This is a genomic window from Fibrobacter intestinalis (genome assembly GCF_900167415.1).
GTDB classification, from domain to species: Bacteria; Fibrobacterota; Fibrobacteria; order Fibrobacterales; family Fibrobacteraceae; genus Hallerella; species Hallerella intestinalis.
Genome location: NZ_FUWU01000009.1, coordinates 35,435 through 56,178, shown reverse-complemented (window position 1 = coordinate 56,178; position 20,744 = coordinate 35,435). Strand labels below are relative to the sequence as shown.

Below are 20,744 nucleotides of genomic sequence, written 5' to 3'. Positions count from 1 at the left end.
CATTCTATTCGTTCTTTCCTCGCCTGACGTTCGTTGTCATTGCGAGCGAAGCGCGGAAATCCTTTGCGAAGCACCTCGCGACCCGCGAGAAAAATTCACTTGGTGAAAAAATTCCTGTTTTGAAGAACCGACTTCAAAGACCATCCAAATACGATTGCAGAATATGCTGGGCGGCAAGCCTGTCCACAAGGCCCTTGTCCTGCTGCTTCTTTTTCTTTTTTAAGTAGCTCGTTTCCTGGAGTGCCGCGACAGAAGTATAGGCCTCGTCCTCCGTTTGAATCGGAATCTGCGGAAACCGCTCGGCGAGCCTGCGAACAAATTCTTCTACGACCAGGTTTTTCCCATCCGGGCGACCGTCGGGGCGAAAGGGCATCCCCACGACAAAAACGTCCACTTTATTTTCCTTGACCAGTTCCGAAAGGCGTTTCATCAAATCCGTCTTTTTCTGGTCGATGGTTTCCCGGGCAAACGCCCACTTGAGTTCGGAATCGGCAAAAGCAATCCCGACCCGATGTTCTCCGTAATCGATGCCTAGATAATTCACATTTCAAATATAGCTCTTTCCACGGATCCGGAAGGATTTACCCAAAGCGCGATTCGGCGAAGCCAGCCACACTGCCGAATACCGGAGAAGCGGTGGCATTCTACACGGACGTCTCCATCCCCTACCGCTGCTGTGCCAACCCGAACTGAACCAGGCGTGCCCCGCCTCGCGGCGGGTCGGGCTGTATTGCCCTAACCGGCAAAGCCGCCAAGGGCAACGGAGCCGCGCCAGTGCGTCTCCGCCCATCCGGGTCACCATCCCTCACGCAGAAAATCCATATACAGAGGGCAGCCACCTGCAGACGGAAATTTGCCCCCCCCCCCAAAGGGTCGAACGGGAGAAAACGGATAGCATTCCCGTTTCCCCGACCATCCCGCAAGTTCGCGGTTGTCCCTCACTTCAGCAGCACACTGCCCATGCCGTCGACTTTCAAAATGACGGGCAAAGCTTTTACGTGCAGAACATTGCTGCGGAAGATGCCGCCGCCGATACGCTTGCCGTTCAAATCAAAAATATCGTAGGCCTTGCCCTGCCCATTTTCAACAAAAAAACGTTTGTCTGTCAAAGGCCGCACTTTTAGGGGAACGGCCGCAAGGGCCGTTTGAACAAAACCCGATGTGGAATCTTTCAATACAGAGCAACATCTCCCCTGGCCAATAACCATATAAGGATTTCCATTTGCGTAAAGCATGCCATCTATATCGTCGCATGTACCATCACACCCATCTGGATTATCACAGTCAAAACGGCTATAATCAAATACTTTGGCAATGAACGCATTCACCATGGAATCGGTCGCCAATAGCACCCCATAGTCCCTGAGTCTGCCCAATTCCAATTTCAGGACTTCACTAAATGGAAGACTCCCCTTTTCCCCAACCACTTCCACTTCATGTCCAAGGTAATCCAAACATTCTTGATTATTACGTAAAAGTGTAATGCTTTCGATGTAAGTACCTTGAATAACGATGGAAATCTCAACTGTCGGATCAAATGAAGATTCATCACAAAAAACTCCCCCCCTCACAACCGCACAACCCTTGAAATCCGAACAAACCCCGTCATTATCCCAAGATGAACAATCCCTGAAACCTACTTTATTCCAAGCAATGGAATCCATAGGAAATTCTCCAGGCATAAAGACAAAGTCATTTGACGGATATCCCGTATCTGGCATAGGATCACGACTGGCAAAAGAGAATGAAATCATCAACGAAAACAACGCCATTAAACAGCGATTCATCTTGCACCTCCCAAGAAAACAACTTCGTAAAGCGCCGTCGGGTTGAACGGAACAATCTTAACCATTGCATATTGATGGACGGTTACATTCTTGCCGGCAAAGCGGCCGTACACTATTTTATTGGATTGCCCTAGTACCAGATCGGCGTTCGGCGCAAGAATCGTCCCCGCCCATTCCCCCTCGATAAACATTGTCTCGCTGCCGTGCTGCATAAGCATCGCCCCTCACTTCAGCAGCACACTGCCCATGCCGTCGACTTTCAAAATGACGGGCAAAGATTTTACGTGCAGAACATTGCTGCGGAATGTGCCGCCGCCGATGCGCTTGCCGTTCAAATCAAAAACATCGTAGGCCTTGCCCAGCCCTTTTTCAACAAAGAACCGATTGTCTGCCAAAGGCCGCACTTTTAGGGGAACGTCCGTAAGGGCCGTTTGAACAAAACCCGATGCGGAATCTTGTTCCGTGGAATCTACAAGCACCGATGAACAGCCTGGGCCTTTAACCGCTTCAGCAATACTATCATAAAAAACAATATTTTCAATATCATTGTAAATTCTAACAGCCAACATTTTCTTTATAATTGAATCCAACAATTCAGACAATGATGAGGAATCCATTTGCAGCAGCCCCAATTTTTGAAACCGATTCATTTCTTCTACCCAACCCCGACTTAAATTTAATTTTCCCTTTTTTATATCATCATCTCCACAAGTTTGAATTCTATGTAGATAAACTTCTGTTAAATAATTGTCTTCAAATGAAAATACTAAGAATATGGTTGTATCTATTGGGGAATAATAGGAAACAGTACTTTGTTCACAACTTTCAACTCCAATTTTCATGGCAAAATCTAAAATCGAGTTTAATTTATAGCAAAACGGCTCTATTTCCTCGCCATCTATTTGAAAAAGTTTATTATTGAAATACAATTCTGACCAAGGTCCATCTGCCAAAGATATAGAATATAAAATTGCACAAAGTAATACTATTTTCATTTTCCCCTCCCAAACAAAGCCACATCATAATATTCTTTAGGTGAATATGGGACTTTGTAAATAATTGCAAATTGATGAACGGTTACATTCTTGCCGGCAAAGCGGCCGTACACTATTTTATTGGATTGCCCCAATACCAGATCGGCATTCGGCGCAAGAATCGTTCCCGCCCATTCCCCCTCGATAAACATTGTCTCGGAGCCATGTTGCATAAGCATTACGCCGCGGGCGATTGTAGAATCTTGAACATTATTTTGTCGATTTAATTTAGCGCGCCATATACAGGATCCGTTCACATGGAATACACTTTTATACCCGGGATTTACATACTCAATTTGACTGCTGGCATCCATTTGCAATTCACCAAAATGGAATTCCCCCATGGGAACGCGCAACGTGCCACCGGGAGCAACAGAAAGTTTCCTGAATTTATCTCCACTTTGTAAAGTCAGTACTTCGCCATATTTCACCCTCACTTCCCTTTGACCAACATCTTCCATCGGCGGTAAATCAGCCATTGAAAAAGGCCACAATTGACTTAATTTTTTTATAACTAAGGAATTTTTGATATAAGCGTCCTTTTGAGACATTACAAATGCATTTTCATTTGGCAAAGTATAGAAACGAACATGACCATAAATAACAGCCTTATTTCTAATAAATACTGATGATTTTACAAACAATTCGTCAACAGTTACTCCCACTCCTAAAACAATACCAAAATCATTAGGAACATAATTCGAAGCAAACTTGCAATATTTCACTCCTTTAAAAGATAAGTCATAACATTTAACATAATCATTTAAACGTATTCTTCCATTAGCAAAGATTGTTATATCTAGAGGAATGTCTAATCTTATATCTACAGCACTTAAATCATCCTTTTCATCAAAAGGATTTTTTTCATTTTCTTCAAAAATACCATTGTGATTTATATCTTCCAAACCATCCAACAAACCGCCGTTATCAGAATCCTCATCCAGTTCTGCACGCAATCCATCCCCGTCGATATCTGCATAAATTTCTTTTTTTACACCCCGTATAGCGGAAACACTATCATCAGGTATTTTTTCTAAAAATGTATACGACATGATTTCCGTCTTGTCGCCAATTCCATCTCCGTCGGAGTCCACAAGATTTGGATTTGTATGGAACCGCACGATTTCATCGTAGTCCATCATGCCATCTTCATCGGAATCCACATGAACTCGTGGATCCGTCATGCGGACATTTCCGTCGGTTACATCGGGAATCCAGAATCCTTCAAATTCTTGCGCGCTCAACAATCTCCATTCGATTGTCCCGTTATTATCCGTATTTAAAAGTCGAATTTCGATTTGCCCATCAATCCTTTTTCTATAGGCATCAATAGTCATTATGTGAGGTCCATTGCTCATGTAAATGAGTTGCCGTGACTGCAAAGCGGATACAAGAAGATTTTCTGAAATTTTTCCGGCAATTCGATTGAGTGTATTCGTGTTCAAGGTCCATTGCAAGACTTCATTTATTGTTTCATTAGGCGCAGCACCTTGACTAAAATGTAAAAAAGCCACTAATTGAGGATTTTCCACATCATAAAAATTTTCATTGAATGTAACCCCATACATTTTTATTTCATCCTGCGTTAAATTTCCCCCATAATACCGATTCAAAATATTGGCTCCCACGGCCCAGCAGCGATAACTTTCCTCGTCATCATAATTTGGATGCGTTGCCATATCGGTATGGGGTCTGTCCCATTCTCGTGCTAAAGCCAATTCGCCCCATTTCAAATCCAGCAAGTAGGTATCCTTTCGCGCAGCAAGCTGCGGCGCGTTTAATTCCACTCTTTCTGCATACTTTAACGACTCCAGCAGAATCGTCAATCGTTTTTTCAAATATCTTCGCAAATTAGAAAAGACGCTTCCAGCAACCTTCAATTTTTTTGCGGCAACAGAAGTCTCATTGATAGCTCCCACACCCCAAAGGTAATCCCCTTCATCCAGCAAAACATCTTCCTGGGTATTCGTGGTCGTCTTTTCAAAAACGATAGAGGAATCTGCCGCCCGTGCCACCACCAATTGGTATTGTGCAGCACCCGGAACCGGATGCCAGGCAAAGTGCATGGGTTCTTTGGCCGCCTTAACCACCGCAGAACCATCCTGCAAAGAAATCGGTTCTGCATCGGGGAGTTCGCCATCGACCTTATCAAGTTCAGCCGCCCCATAGCGCAGCCAGTTATCCCCATTCCTGCCGGACATTTCGGGAGCGACCCTATAAAAATCTCCCGCGCTGTAATATACGCCAATACCTGGACTCGTTTTCAAGCACTCCGATTCCCACAATTCACTTTCTACTGCATAGTCTGTCAGCGCACCTTTACCGCCCCAGCAAACGTAAGCCACAGGGAAACCTTCGGCGACGCTAAACAAGAGTTCCCCATTCCTGCCACTAAAATTTTGTCCTAAGGAATCCAGCTTGTATGTGGCCTTTCCTCCAACAATCAGACTGTCCCCACTAACAGCAACTCTTGTTCCATTCCCTTTTTTGACAAACACCGAGTCCAAATGAATCGTGCGCAGGCCATCGTTTTTTATCGTAACAAAAGCTGGCTGCGTTCCGTTTTCCGGCTGAATCGCCACGAGACTAAGCATGACCGGAGATTCTTTTACACTGTTCGGGGTGAGTCCCGCCACAAGGGCCTGGTCAATAAACAGCGGAATCTTTTGTGTTTCGGAAAAAACACCAACTCCCGGATAACTGAAATCCTCGGATTTTTGCCAGGGCGACCAATCGGAATAATGCAGCCCTATACTAAATCCACTTTGATTGGGCATTTCGCCAGGCCGAAGTTCCCGAATCAAAATTTGCAAATAGGATTGTGCCGAATCCATCTTGACCAAGGCGGCCGCCCCCCCCAGCCAAATAATAATTTTCAAAGACTACCTGCTTGCCCTGCTTCGGAGCAAAATAATAGCGAAGTTCGACATTTTCAAATGTGTGTGGAGAATTGTTGACAACCTTGACTCTCAACGTAAGGGACGACTCGTTATCGGGCTGCTCATCATAGGCTTGAACGGCAAGCATTTCCTGGGAAAAAGAAATTGCGGTCAAAACGAGCAGTACCAATAGCGACTTTTTCATACAAAAAAAGTATATTTTTTTCTTCAGAAACAGAACGGAATTTACAACATTCTTTCGCATAAACGATTAGTTTCTAGAGAGATTGCTTTCGTCGCGATGAAGAAAACGATGGGAAATCAGAGAAATCTAGTTGCCGGCATTTTCCAAATAGCGGCACAGTTCCTAAAATCCCCCATTCCCGCCTGCACCTGAATTCGTACGCCGACAAAAAAGAACGGACAGCCCGAAAGCCGTCCATTTCCTTTTTGCGAAAGTTCATTACGCTTGCGGCGTTTCCAATTCGTCCTCCGCATTATTTGCTTCAACCGGCTTTCCGCGACCGCCCGAAGACGAGTTCGCCCGCTTAATCTCCGCCATACATTTGGCGATAAAAGCCGCATAATCAGGCACCAAAGCAAGAGCGCTCAAGTAAGGAATCAGCCTACCGTTGAGCAAGGCGAGAAGACTTTTCTTGACACTAGACGCGCAGCCGCCCTGCGCCACTTTCGCAGCGGTAAAGGCATCGTTCGCCTGATGAAAAGCATCTTGAGCGGAACGGAGCGAAGAGAGGAGTTCGCCGACACCTTCGAGAAGCTGCAAATCCGACTTTGCGCTATCCGAGGAAAAGTCCCCCAGCATACTTTCAATAAGCGAAGATTCCTCCGCATAACTTTTGACAGTGATCCCGCGTCCGTATTTTTGAAAAACAGAAAGAAGCCGAACCGCAGCAGACTTCTTTTCAGGAAAGGGAATCGACGCATATCCCGTCAGAAGATTGGAAATGTCCCTGACAATTTCGTCGCGGACGATATCCGCCTCGTCAAGAGAGCTTTCTGCCCGATCGCTCTTGATCGCAAGCGAAATTTCAGAAGAGAAATGCTCCACCTCCGCCATCAAAGCGGCAAGATTCCCGTCCTTCGCCAAGCTCTCGTTCTCTTGGATGCTGGCCCGATACAGGCGTACAAACGTACCGGAAAGCGTGTCCATTTCTGAAACACGCAATGTTGTCTTGATTTTATTCATGTTTACTCCCGCGGAAATGTGAACTGTTCCGATTGCCCATTTTGCCCCGCGAAATCAAAACGTCCAACCCCAAAAGCCTCCTCCACAACCGCAAAGACAACTTTTGTGCCATAAACATAGATTTCAAGACTATCATCCTCCAATAAAAATTATTTTTACAGGACTTCATGGAATCCGTTCCGCATTCCGGTGAAAATAAAACGACCGAAAAGCATAGCCACTCCCCACCGACTCTTGTATCATTTAACGAACTTCAAAATAGCGTCAAGAAATCCATGTTCCATTTGACGAAGACCGTCATAGCTTCGGAAAAGCCTTTATTCATTTAGTCGAGGCTCCAAAAGGCAGAAAAAACAGTTTTGTTCATTTAGTCGAGGCTCCAAAAGGCGAAAAAACGGTTTTGTTCATTTAGTCGAGGCCCCAAAAGACGAAAAAATGGCTTTGTTCATTTAGTCGAGACCCCAAAAGACGAAAAAACGGTTTTGTTCATTTAGTCGAAGCCCCAAAAGACGAAAAAATGGCTGTTGTCGTTTCTCCTATTTTCTCTAACCACTCATCACTAATCGCTAGTCGCTAATTACTAATCCCTAATCCCTTCCCTCCACTCAGCTCCTCGTACATCTTAAACAACTCCGCGACGATTTCGCTTTCGGTCATTTTAGGGTCGAATCCGTACGCTTGCATGACGGCGCGGTCGTTGGCCTCGTGGGCGTTTCGCAGTTCTACCGGCATGGTGGTTTCATCGTAGAGGTCGGCAAGGGATGAGTCCGGGTAGAGCGCGCGGGCATCGAGGATGGCTTGGGCGGTGCGGGAGATAGGAGAAGCGGCGTCCCCGCCGCTTGATGATGTTTTAAGATTAAACGGCGAGGAGGTTGCTTCTTCCGAGGTAGAATTGTTATTCAAGCGGCGGGACGCCGCTTCTCCTGTGTTTTTACTATTTAAGCGGCGGGACGCCGCTTCCCCCAGAGCCGCTTCTCCTATTTTTGCCAATTCGGGATTGTTGTCTATGATGTAATCGACGGTGCGTTCGAATTGGCGTTCGTTGCGGATGTATCTGTCCCAATACTCTTTTTGCCAGAGTGGGCCCGAAAGTTCGAGTGCTTTGTTGATGCTATGGGCGGTGAAACTTTTCCATGTGTGCAGGATGTCCGAGATGGTGTTACCCGGCATGGGAGTGAACAGCACATGCACATGATTGGGCATCACCACAAACGCGAACAGACGATACCTTTCGCCGTCGAAGTGCGCGAGGGAGTCTTCGACAATCTTGCGTATCTGCGGCTCTTGCAGCACGCACGAGCCGTAGTTGCTGTCGAGATAGCGGTTTATCTGTTCGCCAAAGCGCTCGTGATAGATGATTTCCGTTTCCATGTCCCATGGATCGGGGTTTCGCTTGAGCCAGAGTTCTTTTTCGGCGCGCCATTCGTCCAATTTTTCTTGCGGCATGGCGTCGGCAAGGCGGAAGGTGACAAAACACGTTGTTCCGTCCTGTTCCCAATGCGGCAGATTGGCCTGCTTGACTTTGATTTCGGCGCTTTTTTCGAGGTAGTTAGGAGAAGCGGCGTCCCCGCCGCTTGATGATGTTTTGAGATTAAGCGGCGAGGAGGTTGCTTCTCCCGGGGTAGAATTGTTATTCAAGCGGCGAGACGCCGCTTCCCCCAGAGCCGCTTTTCCCGGCCACGGGAAGTTGTTGTAGACGATTGTGTTCGAGTAGTTGTATCGCATCTCGAGGCGACCGCAAACTGCCCGCATCCACGCCATGTGAACGCTCGACACGAGCACGCCGAAGTGATAAAGAGTCGCCCCTTGCAAAAAATATATTTTGTTTCCAGGGATTACTTCTTTGGGTAAAAAATCGATAGGTATATACCGCCTACCCTCCGAAGAAACAGTAGGTAAGGCTACATAATCGCTTTGCGGCTCCCTTATCTCGTCAAAAAGAGTGGGGGTTTCGGCTTTCTTTTGGGTGGCGGGTTTTGTACTGCTTTGGCGGAATTTCCGCACGTTCTCTATTCGTCCAAGCAGTGAGTGGCACTTGCGCAAGTCGGAGGGGTTCGCTTCCACAAGCCAGAAGCACCAACGGGGTTTGCGGTCGATGAAATCCTTGCCCATCATGAACGGGCGCAAGAACTTTTCGGCCTGCGGCTCATTTTTGAGGTATTGCTCTTTTTCTTCATTCATCAGAATCAGGTTGCCGTCGTCCGTAGGTTGGCAGCCCCTGACAAACTGAGGCACATCGCACAGCGGCGTTGTCCGTTTGTCAATCCAAACGTTCGGCGCATTCAGCAGGTAGGCATTGATGTTGTCGGCGAACTCTACTTTTTCGCCGTCGAAGATGCGTTTAGGAGAAGCGGCTTCCCCGCCGCTTGATGATGTTTTGAGATTAAGCGGCGAGGACGCCGCTTCCCCCAGAGCCGCTTTCCCCAGAGCCGCTTCTCCCATGCTAAATCCCACTATCACGCAATGGACGTGCGCTTTTTGCGTCGATTCGCTGTCCCAGCGGAAGGTGCGGTAGGCAAAGTCGATGGTTATGCCAAGCTCTTCGAACAAGTGCTTCCAAACCGCCGTCACCTGCTCGCCTTGGCAGATAGAGTTTGTGGAAACGAAGGCGCAGCGCGTGGCCGTGTTTTGTATCAGCCGAGCCGCCTTGTAGTACCACAGGGCGACGTAATCGACGTTCTTGATTCCTTTGGGCATTATGGATGCCACATCCTCCTTTTGCCCCTTGCTCTGCAAAGAATATCCCACGAACGGCGGATTTCCCATGATGTAGTCGTAGTGGATTTCGTCTTCGGATTTTTCGGCGTCGGCAAAGATGCCGCCAAGACTTTCGTTCGCATTCAACGTCTTCCAGTCGATTTTCAGGGCGTTCCCTAAAACAATGTTGGCGTAATTCTTCAAGGGCAAAAAGTCCAATGCTTCGCCCAGGATGTCTTCCGTTTCCTGCAGCATTTGGCATTCGGCAATCCATAGCGCGGTCATCGCCACCGTGGCCGCGAAGTCGTTGATTTCGATGCCGAAAAACTGGTGGATGCTCACCTTGACGGGAGAGAACTCGCCGCCCAGCTCCATCTGTCTGCTTCCGTCTTGCAGTTCCCGCAGGACTTTGTTTTCGAGCCTGCGCAAGCTCATAAAGGATTCCGTCAGAAAGTTGCCGCTGCCGCAGGCGGGGTCCAGAAATTTCAGCTTCGAAATTTTGTCCCGGAATTTTTCCAGGGCCTCCCTCTTCGATTTCCTGCTTAAGCCCTTTTTGGAAACCAGGCTTTCAAATTCTTCGTTCAGGCCGCCAAGGAACAGCGGGTCGATGACCTTGTGGATGTTTTCGATGCTGGTGTAGTGCATTCCGCCGTTGCGCCTGGTTTCCGGGTTCAATGTTGATTCAAAAACGGCGCCGAAAATAGTGGGGCTGATGCCGCTCCAGTCAAAGCCGAAGCCGCATTCTTCCACCAGGACTTTTTTCGTTTCTTCGCTGAATGGCGGAATGAGTATGGAATCTTCGTCCAGTTTCCCATCGTCGAACAGCCCGCCGTTCACGTAGGGAAAGCATTTCAGCTTGTCTTTCAACAGGGGGCTGCGGGACTCTTCCTTCGTGTTCAAAATTTTGAACAATTCCTTAAGCCCCAAGTCCACGTTGTCCGCATGGAAACTATTGACATAGTTGCTGAACATGTCGTGGCCGAAAATGCCGGAATCCTCGGCATAAAGACAAAAGACCAGCCTGACGCACAAGGTGTTTATGCTGCGGTGGGTAACGATGGAATTTTTGTCCGGGAACTCTTTGAAAAGGGCATCGTAAATTTTACCCACCAGCTCCCCCGCCTGGATGGAAATGTCCATTTCCCTTTGCAGGTTCACTTTCGTCTCGTTCAACAGGAAATTCAGCCGGTTGTATTCCTTGGGCAAATCGGCAAGCAAAATTTCTTCGGGCTCCTTCCCTAAGGCGTCCATGTCATAGACCAGAAAGGACTTGAAGTTGCAGCAGACAATCCAACGGGGGTGTTCCGAAACCGGCAATTCGCTGGCGTATCTTTTCGCCTGCTGGTAGGGAGTCAAAAGCGTTCCGTCGCTTTGCTTTGCGGCACTTCGCAAATCCACGGAACCCGATTTCTGTTCAATGAGGACTTTGGCGGACTTTATCCGCGCATCGATAAAGCTGGTGTGGCCCAGCTTGACTTTATCTTCAAAAGAAATGTACTCGCTGACATTTTTTATTCCGAAAACATCCTGCAAAAGGTCTATCCAGAAAAGCTGACAGTGCTCCTTTTCGTCGTTTTTTCCGGACCATTTTTCCACAAATTCTTTCGCTCTCGCCTTTTGCTCTTTGGCCAGCATAAATCCTCATTGTATTTGATTTTTCAAAAGTATAAAAATAACGGGATTTACGGGCTATGTCCACAAAAAACGCCAGCGGCATGGCGGACGGAGAGATTCTCTCGGGAGAAGCGGCGGCACCGCCGCTTGGCGTTACTTTTCCGAGGGGAATCTACCGTCTAATTTTGAAAAAAAACTCTTTTGCACACCACCAGACTTTCGGACGGTCGGGAGACCGTCCCTCCTTGCACCACCCGACTTCCAACTCCCAACTACAAACTCCCAACTCCCCCACTCCCTAAACCGCGGCTTCCATTTCCTCGAAAAATTTCTAAATTTTGCCGCAAAATAAATCGGAAGCACCTTAAATAGGACATCCAAAATGGATCAGAACAAAATCAGAAACATTGCGATTATCGCGCACGTTGACCACGGCAAAACGACTCTCGTGGATCAGATTCTTAAACAATGCGGCACGTTCCACGAAAGCGAAGAAGTGAACGAACGCGTGATGGATTCGGGTGCTATCGAACGGGAACGCGGCATTACCATTCTTTCCAAAAATGCCAGCGTCAATTACAAAGGCTACCACATCAACATCGTCGATACGCCGGGGCACGCCGACTTTGGCGGCCAGGTGGAACGCGTTCTCGGCACGGTGGACGGCGTCCTTTTGATTGTCGATGCCTTTGAAGGCCCGATGGCGCAGACCCGCTTTGTCACCCAGAAGGCCCTTTCTCTTGGTCTTACCCCGATTGTCGTCATCAATAAAATCGACCGCGACGGCTGCAATCCGCACAATGCGCTGAACAAGGTCTTCGACCTCTTCTGCGAACTGAACGCGACCGAAGAGCAGCTTGACTTTTCCTGCGTCTATGCCAGCGGTCGCAAAGGCATTTGCCGCAAGGAAGTGAACGATCCCGATGGCGACATGCGAATCCTGATGGATCTGGTCATCGACAAGATTCCCGCTCCGAAAGGTGACCCGGCGGCAGCGCCGCTGCTTCAGATAAGCACGCTGGAGTATTCGAGTTTTCTCGGTCGTATGGCCGTGGGACGCGTCCAGCAGGGAACGTTCAAAACGGGTATGACCATTGCGCAGAGCTTCGTCACGGACGACGACTCCGCAACACCGAAGGTCAAAAATATCCGCATCCAAAAAATTCTCCACTACGACGGCATCCAGTCCATTCCCATCAACGAAGCGGGCCCCGGCGAAATCATCCAGATCGCCGGCTTGGAAATGTTCGACATCGGCGACACGCTTTCCTCTGTGGACAATCCCGTTCATCTTCCCCGCATCCATATTGACCCGCCCACCATTTCCATGCTGTTCACGGTGAACACTTCCCCGCTCGCCGGCAAGGGCGGCGGAAAATTCCTGACGGGAAACAACCTGGCGGAACGCTTGGAACGCGCACACATGGCCGACCCGGCGTTGCTCGTCGAAAAAGCCGAAGGCGCTTCGACATTCAAAGTCTCCGGACGCGGCATTCTGCACTTGACGATTCTCATTGAAAGCATGCGTCGCGAACTTTACGAATTTACCATCGGTTCTCCGCAGGTGATTTTCCAAAAGGACGAAAACGGCAAACTTTTGGAACCTGTCGAAAAGTTCAAGGTCGAAGTCCCCTCGGAATACAGCGGAGCCGTCATCGAAGAACTCGGGCACCGCAAGGGCGAAATGGTCGATATGCTCACGGACGACAACAACCGCGTCGCTTTGGAATACAACATCCCGAGCCGCGGACTCTTGGGCATCCGTTCCAAGCTGCTCTCGCTCACCAAGGGCTATGCGGTTTCGCAATCGCTCTTCCTGGATTTTGAACCTTACAAAGGCGACATTCCCGCCCGCATCAACGGCGTTCTCATCGCCAAGGAACCGGGACAAGCGGCCAGTTACGCGCTTTCCAAGCTCGAAGACCGCGGAGCGCTCTTTATTCCGCCGGCGACGGAAGTCTATCCGGGCATGATTATCGGCGAGCACAACCGCACCACCGACATCATCGTGAACGCGACCAAAGGCAAGCACTTGACCAATATGCGTTCCAAGGCGTCGGACGACAACATTCAGCTGACTCCCTATCGCCGTATGACGCTGGAAGAATGCGTCACCTTTATCAACGACGATGAATGCGTCGAAGTGACCCCGCAGGCATTGCGCTTGCGGAAAATCACGCTGGATCCGCACAAACGGAAGCAGGAATCCAAATCCCCCGTGGAAGAGGACGACGAATAATTCCGCAAAGCATCTTCGCGTACAAATTTACGGCGCAACCTCCAAAGGCGGCGCCGTTTTTTTATGGAATGGGAATCGGGATCAACCGGGAAGCGAACGGTAATTTTTCACAGGAGCTGTCAATTGTCACTGGGGATTGCAGGATATCCCTGGGCTATATGCTAGCGGACACTTTCATTGCGGTCGGTCGCATTCCCGTCATTCAAGGAGGGACGGTCTCCCGACCGTCCGGCAAGGCTTTTAGGCATCTAAATGCGCCGCATCCCCTGTAGGCCTTTTAAAATTGCTTTGCTAAAGAGAAATCAAGCGGGACCGAGCAAAGGCGGAATCGGAAAAATTTAGCACTACAGTCATTGCGAACCCCGAAGGGGTGAAGCAATCCTTGTATGCGTCCAGATTGCCGCGCTTCGCTCGCAAAGACGTGGGGCGAGACGTGGCGCAACAACGCAGTGCGACGTAGCGCAACCGATTTTTTGAAAATGAATTTTTTGCAGCTTTAGCGGATTGCATACAATCTCGTGCAAAACCCATTTTCTAAAACTACTCGTAAATTTCCATATAGGCGACGTCTTCCCGTGCGCCCTGACGCACCATTTTAAAACGCTCCGCTTTCGGATAATAAGACCAGACCATCCATTCGTTCGCCATATCCGCTCGTTTCGCCTTGATCATGACAGGCTTTTCGCCCTGAAAAAAATCCCGTTTGTGCGGAATCATGCGTTCCATCGGACGATACTTGTGAACTTGCTCCCCGCAATGGCGTTCGATCATCCCTTGGGAATCCTTGCTCCAGACGATTTCCACATCGCAGCCGTCCTCGTCCCGGATTTTTTCACAAGAAGCGGGACCTTCCGGACACCAGAGAAATTTTTTGAATTTTTGGCGGACTTCCGGATCTCGAAAAACTTCCACCCGATGGCGATATTCCTTATAGGCGTCATAGGTTCCCGCCAATCGGAAATTCGGAGCGTCATATTCTTCGCAACCATTTTCGGCGACCCGAACCTTGCGGTCAAAAAGATCGATATCCAATTTGCAGCCCGATTCGGCGTATTCAAAGCGGGTATGCCCAAAGTGCTCTTTGGCTTGAACATTGCCTATTGCGATTTCCGCCCGAGAAGCCCCTTCCCCATTTTGAATCCGGATGTTGAAGCGGCCCGGCGAATTCGGCGATTTGGAAAGCACGACCGTTCCCGTCTTGGAAGAATAGATGCCGCTCAAATCCGCGCTGCGCTCTTTGAAGCGCGCCAAATCGGCCCGGCGGACATATCCCTTTTTAGCAAATCGCGTTTTAACCGGGATGTATTCAGGCGGCTCCTGCCTGGGCACTTCGACATAGCGGACGACTTTTTTCTTCTTTTTGGAATGCCGCTGCTTTACGTATTTCACTTCTTTTTTCTTGATCGGCGGAATCGGCAATTCCTCTACTTGGTCGGAAGCGTTCAAATACCCTAAAATGCGGGACTGCGGATTTTCTTTTTGATAAACGGGCAAAGTCTGATCGGCAAAAAGAAAGGCGCACAAACTCAGGAAAAGGCAAATCCATTTTTTCATATCCATACTCCTATAGATTTAGATTTTTTTCTTTCCGCCAAATGTAAAAATATCGATGAAGACTGCTACTTCAAAATCTCCCCCGTCAGCAGTTCCACTTGGATTTGCGCCTTTCGGGCCGTTACCGCCGCCGAGAGCAACGCTTCCCGCACAGAACGCCACTGGCTCTGCGTTTCCCGAAATTCAAAAGCGGTAATGCGTCCCGCTTTGAGACGTTCCTCGCCGAGCTGCAGCAATTCCCTTGCCAGCGAATCATTGCCCTCCGCCACTTCCAAAGATTCTAGCGCCCGAGAATGCGACTCTACGGCATTCGCCACATTTGTTTCGACATTCAAGCGTACGTTTTCCACCTGCAATTCCGCAGAACGTTCCGCGATTTTCGCGGTTTCCACTGTCGCGTTGTCGGCAAAACCGTTAAAAAGATTCCACGTCAAATCCGCACCAATCCGAAAATACTGGCTGTTCGATTTCTCGGGATTTCCCTTGTCCGATTCGCTGGCTGTCGCATTCCAGGAACCCTGCAAATTGAGCTTGGGATACAAGGACGAGGACGAACCCTGCCGATGGATTTGCGCATAATTCATCTGCGCTCTGGCCGCAGCGAGTTCCGCATTGTTTTCGACGGCGCGTTGCTTCGCTTCCAAAAGTCCTTCCGGAGAGAGCCAATACAGATTTCTTTCTACGGCAACGGAATCCGGTAAATCCCGGGCATCCGAAATCACGTTCCCTCCCAGCAATTCATCCAAAGAACGGATCGCCGACGCCAGCTGCGATTTGGTGGAAAGGTTTGCCGCACTGTCGCTTTTAAAATCCATTTCCGCAGAGAGATAATCCAAGCGGGTAACGGATCCGGCGTCCAGTTTATTTTGGAAAAGTTCCCGGCGGGCACGAGAAACCTGAAGATTGGAATCGGAAAGAGCCGACGCGGATTTTGCATGAACGGCTTCGAAATAGGCGTTTAAAACTTTTGCAGCCAAAGCTTCCCTTTCTGCCCGAAATGCCGCCCTGGAACTTTCGATTTGAGCCTTGCTCGATTTGTAACTGGAAATATCCCGAAAGCCATCGAAAACGGTATAATTCACCGCAATCTGAAACGCATCGCTGCGCCCCAAATTATCGTCGATATCCGTAGCCACTCCAGCCTGCGTTTTGGAATAGGAATCGCCGTAGGTGTAATAACGGGAGAGCGAAAGATCCAGAGTCGGCAAAAGGCCTTTGCGCGCGCTTTTCTGAGCAACTTCGGCGTTTTTGACCTTTTCTTCGGAAATCAGCACGCCCGTATTCTTTTCGAGAGCCGTGCGCACCGCCTCTTCGGGAGAAAGTCCAGCAAAGGATTTCACCGGCAAAATCAAGAACGCGCCCAACAAGAGGGAGAGAGCCGGCGATTTCGCCAGACCGCCCTTTCCATTTTGGGCATTCGCTTTTTCCACAGGCTTTCCCGCAAAAAACGAATAGGCAGCAGGGACGACAAATAGCGTCAGGAATGTCGCAAAGGTAAGACCGCAGACGATGGTAACGCCCATCGCCACACGGCTAGGCGTTCCCGTCATAATCAGGGGAACCGCCCCCAGAACCGTGGAAAGGCTCGTCATGAGAATCGGGCGGAAGCGCAAACGCGCAGACTTTTTCGCCGCAGCCAATCGAGAGCAACCGGTTCTAGCCATAATCTGATTCGCAAATTCCACAATCAGAATGCCATTTTTTGTCACCAGTCCCAGCAAAAGAATCAGGGCGATTTCACTGAATATATTCAGAGTCTGCCCAAAGAGATAAAGCGAAATGATGGCACCCGCAATCGCCAGCGGCACGGTGAAGAAAGTGACGAAGGGCGAACGGTAGCTTTCAAACTGCCCGGCAAGAACCAAGAAAATGCAAGCCAGCGCCAAAAGGAAAACGATGTAAAGCCCCGAAGAACTTTCCTCGTATTCCTTGGAAGTGCCCGCAAGTTCCGTTTGAATATTCAAAGAATCCGGAATGACCTTTTTAGCGATTCGCCGCATTTCGGCAACCCCGTCGCCGATGGTCTTTCCCGGCATGAGACCTGCGGAAATCGTCGCAGCACTAAAGCGGTTGTAACGCGGAAGAGATGGAGACGCCGATTTTTCCACATAGGAGACGAAATTTGAAACGGAAAGCATTTCCCCTGCGCCGTTTCGCACGCTGAGTTCTTCCAAGTTCGTCGGCTCGGCGCGATATTCGTAAGGGACCGCCCCGATGACATCGTATTGCCTGCCGTCCTGATAAAATTCCCCATAAGTCTGGTCGCCCATCGAGAGGGCTACCGCTTTGGCAATGTCGTCCACAGAAACGTTCTGGTCGTGAGCCTTGTCGCGGTTAATCTGTACATGAAGTTCCGGTTTCGTGAATTTCAAGTTGGCATTGACCACGCTAAAAACATCGCTTTTTTCCGCTTCGGCGGTAAAGACGGGAAGCAAGTCCCGAAGGGTTTCGATATTCCCCGCCTGAAGTACGAATTGCACAGGAAGTCCACCGCGCCCCGTACTAATGCTCTGCGGTTCAAATACCATCACCCGCAAATCCGGATAGCTCGCTCCCAGAATCTGTACGGAACGGGCGATCTCGCTTTGCGAACGGCGTTTGGACTTGTCGCTAGAAAGCGTCACGCGAATCATGGAACTGCCGCCGGAACGCGCGCCCGCCTGAATTTCTTCATATTCCGAAGAATCCATCAAGGCCGTCATTTCTTCGACAAAAGCCTCGGTCATCTTTTTTGTCTGCCCGAGTCCCGTCCCTTCGGGAGCCGAGATGTTCACCATGAACATATTGCTGTCCTCTTGCGGAGCCATTTCGCTAGAAAGATTGTTAAAGCAGAAATAGGCTGCGCCAAGCAACAAAGCGATGATGACGAAAATCAGTCCGCGCACCCGCAAAAAACCGTTGAGCAACGTGTTGTAAAGCTCGTTCAGCCACACAAATATCGGTTCCGTTTTTTCGTACAGAAAGCCTTTTTTCTGCACGCGCAACACTTTGGAGCAAAGCATGGGCGTCAAAGTCAGAGCGCAGAATGTGGAAATCACGACGGTCCCAATCATCACCGCCACAAATTCCCGAAAAAGAAGCCCCGTCATTCCACCCAAGGCGAGCATCGGCACAAAGACGGCCATCAGAACGACAGAGGTTGCGATAACCGCAAAAAAGATTTCGTTGATTCCCGCTACGGCGGCTTGTTTAGGAGACATCTTCCGTTCGATTTTCTGGTAGATGTTTTCCACAATGACAATCGCATCATCGACAACCAGGCCTATCGCCAGAACCATCGCCAAAAGAGTCAGCACGTTGATGGAAAATCCGAAAAGATAGAGGACGAAAAAGCTACCGACAAGGGAAACGGGAATGACAATCATCGGAATCAACGTGGTCCGAGCTTCCCGCAAAAAGAAGAAAATGACGGCAACGACCAAGAGAAAAGAAATGAAAATCGTTTCTATCACTTCGCGAATCGAAGAACGGATATTGATGGAGGAATCCATGCCGCTCACGATTTTCACGTCCGAAGGCATATCCCGGCGGAGTTCTTCCACGCGCTTGTAAAAATCGTCGGCAATGGAGACATGGTTCGACCCCGGTTGGGCTATCAAGGCGACAGCAATCGTATTTTTGCCATTGCGTTTAAATCCCGTGCGCGTATCCTTGGGTTCATAATGGATAGTAGCCACATCGGAAAGCCTGACAATAGAGCCGTCCGAAGCCGTTTTTATCGGGATTGAATTAAACTCGGCAGGTTTTTCCAAACGGCCCAAGGTACGAATCGAAAGATCCATTGTCTGGCCTTCAATTTTTCCCGCAGGAAGTTCTTCATTTTCGCGGCTGATGGCCTGCGAAACATCGGAAGGGGTCACACCCAAAGCTTTCATACGAAGCGGATCCAGCCACAGGCGAACGACGGGCGTTCTTGCGCCCCAAAGGCTCACTTCGGAAACTCCCGCAATCGTCTGCAATTTTTCCTTGACCACATTCGTCGCAATCTCCGAAAGCTCCATCGCATCCCGCGTATCGGACAAAAGGCTCACGATTAAAATCGGATCCGAATCCGAGTCCGACTTATAAACCACAGGAGCGTCCGCAGCATCGGGCAATCTCCGCGTCACCCGGGAAACCCGGTCCCGAATATCATTCGCCGCCGCTTCCAAATCCGTTCCCACTTCAAATTCCGCACGAATTGTGGAGCTGCCATCGGAACTGGTCGAAGTGAGCGACTTGATGCCCGCCGCGCTGTTCACCGAAGCCTCGATGATTTCCGTCACTTCTGATTCCACGACCGCGGCATTCGCCCCCGTATAAGTCGTGCGAACAGTAATAATTGGCGAATCCACATTGGGATATTCCCGAATGCCCAAATTCATCGCCCCGAAAGCCCCGACAAGGACAATGCCCAAAGCCAGCACCGTCATCAATACGGGACGACGAATTGAAAGAGTCGAAAAACTCATTCCTTTACCCCGTAATTCATGTTGTTCACAATGTCCTTGATTTCCAAAGACATTCCGTTACGGACATTCATCAAACCGGAAACAACGACGGTGTCTCCCGCCGAAAGGCCGGAGAGAATATTCACCGTTATCGGCGTGCGAAGCCCCGTTTTTACGCGGACTTCCTGCGCTTTGCCCTCTTTGACGATAAAGACAAACGCCCCGTTCGCATCCAAAGTCACCGCTTCGGAGGGAATCGGAAAGCCCGCGACGGTTCCGTTTCCAAAATTCAAGCGAACGCGGACATAGGTTCCGGCGAGCAATTTTTTATTCGCATTATCGACAATCGCTCGAACTTTGCGTGTGCGACTGGAATTGGAGAGCGTGGCATCCATGAAAGCGATTTTCGCAACAAAACTTTCGCCCCGTTCCGAATCCATCAGTTCCACCTTGTCCCCATTTTTAACGCTATACGCATAGCGCTGCGGCAAATCAAAATCCACTTTGAGTTTTCGCTTGTCCGTGAGAGTGGCAATTTTAGAACCCGCAGTAATCCAAGCCCCCTCGGAAATATCGACCACTCCCAAAACGCCGACGAAAGGCGCGCGAATTTCCGTTTTTTTCAATTGGGCAAGAATCAAATCCCGGGAAGCCTCTGCCGATTGAACCGCACTCTCTGCGGCTTCCAGCTCTTCGGCTGTCGCCCCGTCCTTTTCAAAGAGCGTCTTGATGCGCGCCGCCTTTTTTTGCGCCAGATCCAGGGAAGCCTTTGCGCTTTTCAAATTCGCCTGCAACTCCGCATCGTCGAGTTTGGCAAGGAGAAATCCCTGAGAAACCGATTGGCCGTCTTTTGCATAGAGCTTGACAACTTTGCCCGCCGTTTCCGCGGCGACATCCACCTGATTCGCTGCGACAAGTTCACCGTCCGTGCTATATACTCCCGATGTGGAATCTTCCCGAGCGATGTAGCCCGAAACACGAAGCGTTTTCGCCCCTGCGCCTTTTCGGGCTGCCTTGGACGGCTGAGGCGTATTTTCCGAAGAGCAAGCGGTCAATACAAAAATTCCAATAAAAATTCCAGTTATAAAACAAGAGAAAGAAATTGTCGATTTTTTCATGATTCAACCTATTTCATTTACAGTCACTTCTAAAAATTCATTTTCAAAAAATCGGTTACGACACAGCATCTGGTTGGTGAGCCCGTGAAGCACAGCAGCCGTTTGTTGAACCGCTTCATCAAAGCCATTTTTAGAAGCGTTTTTTTACGCCATTTGGATGCCCACCCGATTCAAATGGTTGCAAG

General features: G+C 49.3%; 10 protein-coding genes and 2 pseudogenes. 1 reads left to right on the top strand and 11 read right to left on the bottom strand.

Translation table 11 applies throughout. The features are described 5' to 3' along the window. Positions 1-133: 133 nt before the first annotated feature. The 8 genes and pseudogenes from ruvX to B5D40_RS03895 all read right to left on the bottom strand — a co-directional run. On the bottom strand, positions 134-544 hold the full coding sequence (gene ruvX / locus B5D40_RS03930) for a Holliday junction resolvase RuvX (protein ID WP_078775855.1): 411 nt from the start codon (positions 542-544) through the stop codon (positions 134-136). 394 nt (positions 545-938) lie between these two features. Next, the gene (locus tag B5D40_RS03925; protein ID WP_078775854.1) at positions 939-1,787 is read right to left on the bottom strand and encodes a hypothetical protein; all 849 of its coding nucleotides are present in this window, start codon (positions 1,785-1,787) and stop codon (positions 939-941) included. Next, on the bottom strand, positions 1,784-1,999 hold the full coding sequence (locus B5D40_RS03920; RefSeq protein ID WP_143394371.1) for a hypothetical protein: 216 nt from the start codon (positions 1,997-1,999) through the stop codon (positions 1,784-1,786). The genes B5D40_RS03925 and B5D40_RS03920 overlap by 4 nt, the downstream gene beginning before the upstream one ends. Before the next feature lie 12 nt (positions 2,000-2,011). Beyond that, on the bottom strand, positions 2,012-2,782 hold the full coding sequence (locus B5D40_RS15215; RefSeq protein WP_143394372.1) for a hypothetical protein: 771 nt from the start codon (positions 2,780-2,782) through the stop codon (positions 2,012-2,014). Then, positions 2,779-5,700, bottom strand: a complete 2,922-nt coding sequence (locus tag B5D40_RS03910) for a hypothetical protein (protein WP_234978152.1) — start codon at positions 5,698-5,700, stop codon at positions 2,779-2,781. Before B5D40_RS03910 ends, B5D40_RS15215 begins: the two co-directional genes overlap by 4 nt. Positions 5,701-6,163: 463 nt before the next feature. Then, the gene (locus B5D40_RS03900; protein ID WP_078775849.1) at positions 6,164-6,907 is read right to left on the bottom strand and encodes a DUF6261 family protein; all 744 of its coding nucleotides are present in this window, start codon (positions 6,905-6,907) and stop codon (positions 6,164-6,166) included. Positions 6,908-7,480: 573 nt separating this feature from the next. Next, positions 7,481-7,723 (bottom strand): annotated as a pseudogene (locus tag B5D40_RS16450) (type IIL restriction-modification enzyme MmeI); the annotation flags it as partial. A gap of 204 nt (positions 7,724-7,927) precedes the next feature. Beyond that, a pseudogene (locus tag B5D40_RS03895) lies at positions 7,928-11,239 on the bottom strand (DNA methyltransferase); the annotation flags it as partial. A gap of 361 nt (positions 11,240-11,600) precedes the next feature. Between B5D40_RS03895 and typA the strand changes: the two are divergent. Then, positions 11,601-13,457, top strand: a complete 1,857-nt coding sequence (gene typA / locus B5D40_RS03885; RefSeq protein WP_078775846.1) for a translational GTPase TypA — start codon at positions 11,601-11,603, stop codon at positions 13,455-13,457. A gap of 540 nt (positions 13,458-13,997) precedes the next feature. Here the strand turns inward: typA and B5D40_RS03870 are convergent. The 3 genes from B5D40_RS03870 to B5D40_RS03860 all read right to left on the bottom strand — a co-directional run bounded on the left by B5D40_RS03870 (position 13,998) and on the right by B5D40_RS03860 (position 20,559). Beyond that, entirely contained in the window at positions 13,998-15,011 is a 1,014-nt protein-coding gene (locus tag B5D40_RS03870; protein WP_143394374.1) for a hypothetical protein, read from the bottom strand. 65 nt (positions 15,012-15,076) lie between these two features. Then, positions 15,077-19,462: an efflux RND transporter permease subunit gene (locus B5D40_RS03865; RefSeq protein ID WP_078775843.1), complete on the bottom strand. Its 4,386-nt coding sequence runs from the start codon at positions 19,460-19,462 to the stop codon at positions 15,077-15,079. Continuing rightward, positions 19,459-20,559, bottom strand: a complete 1,101-nt coding sequence (locus B5D40_RS03860; protein WP_078775842.1) for an efflux RND transporter periplasmic adaptor subunit — start codon at positions 20,557-20,559, stop codon at positions 19,459-19,461. The genes B5D40_RS03865 and B5D40_RS03860 overlap by 4 nt, the downstream gene beginning before the upstream one ends. Positions 20,560-20,744: the final 185 nt, after the last annotated feature.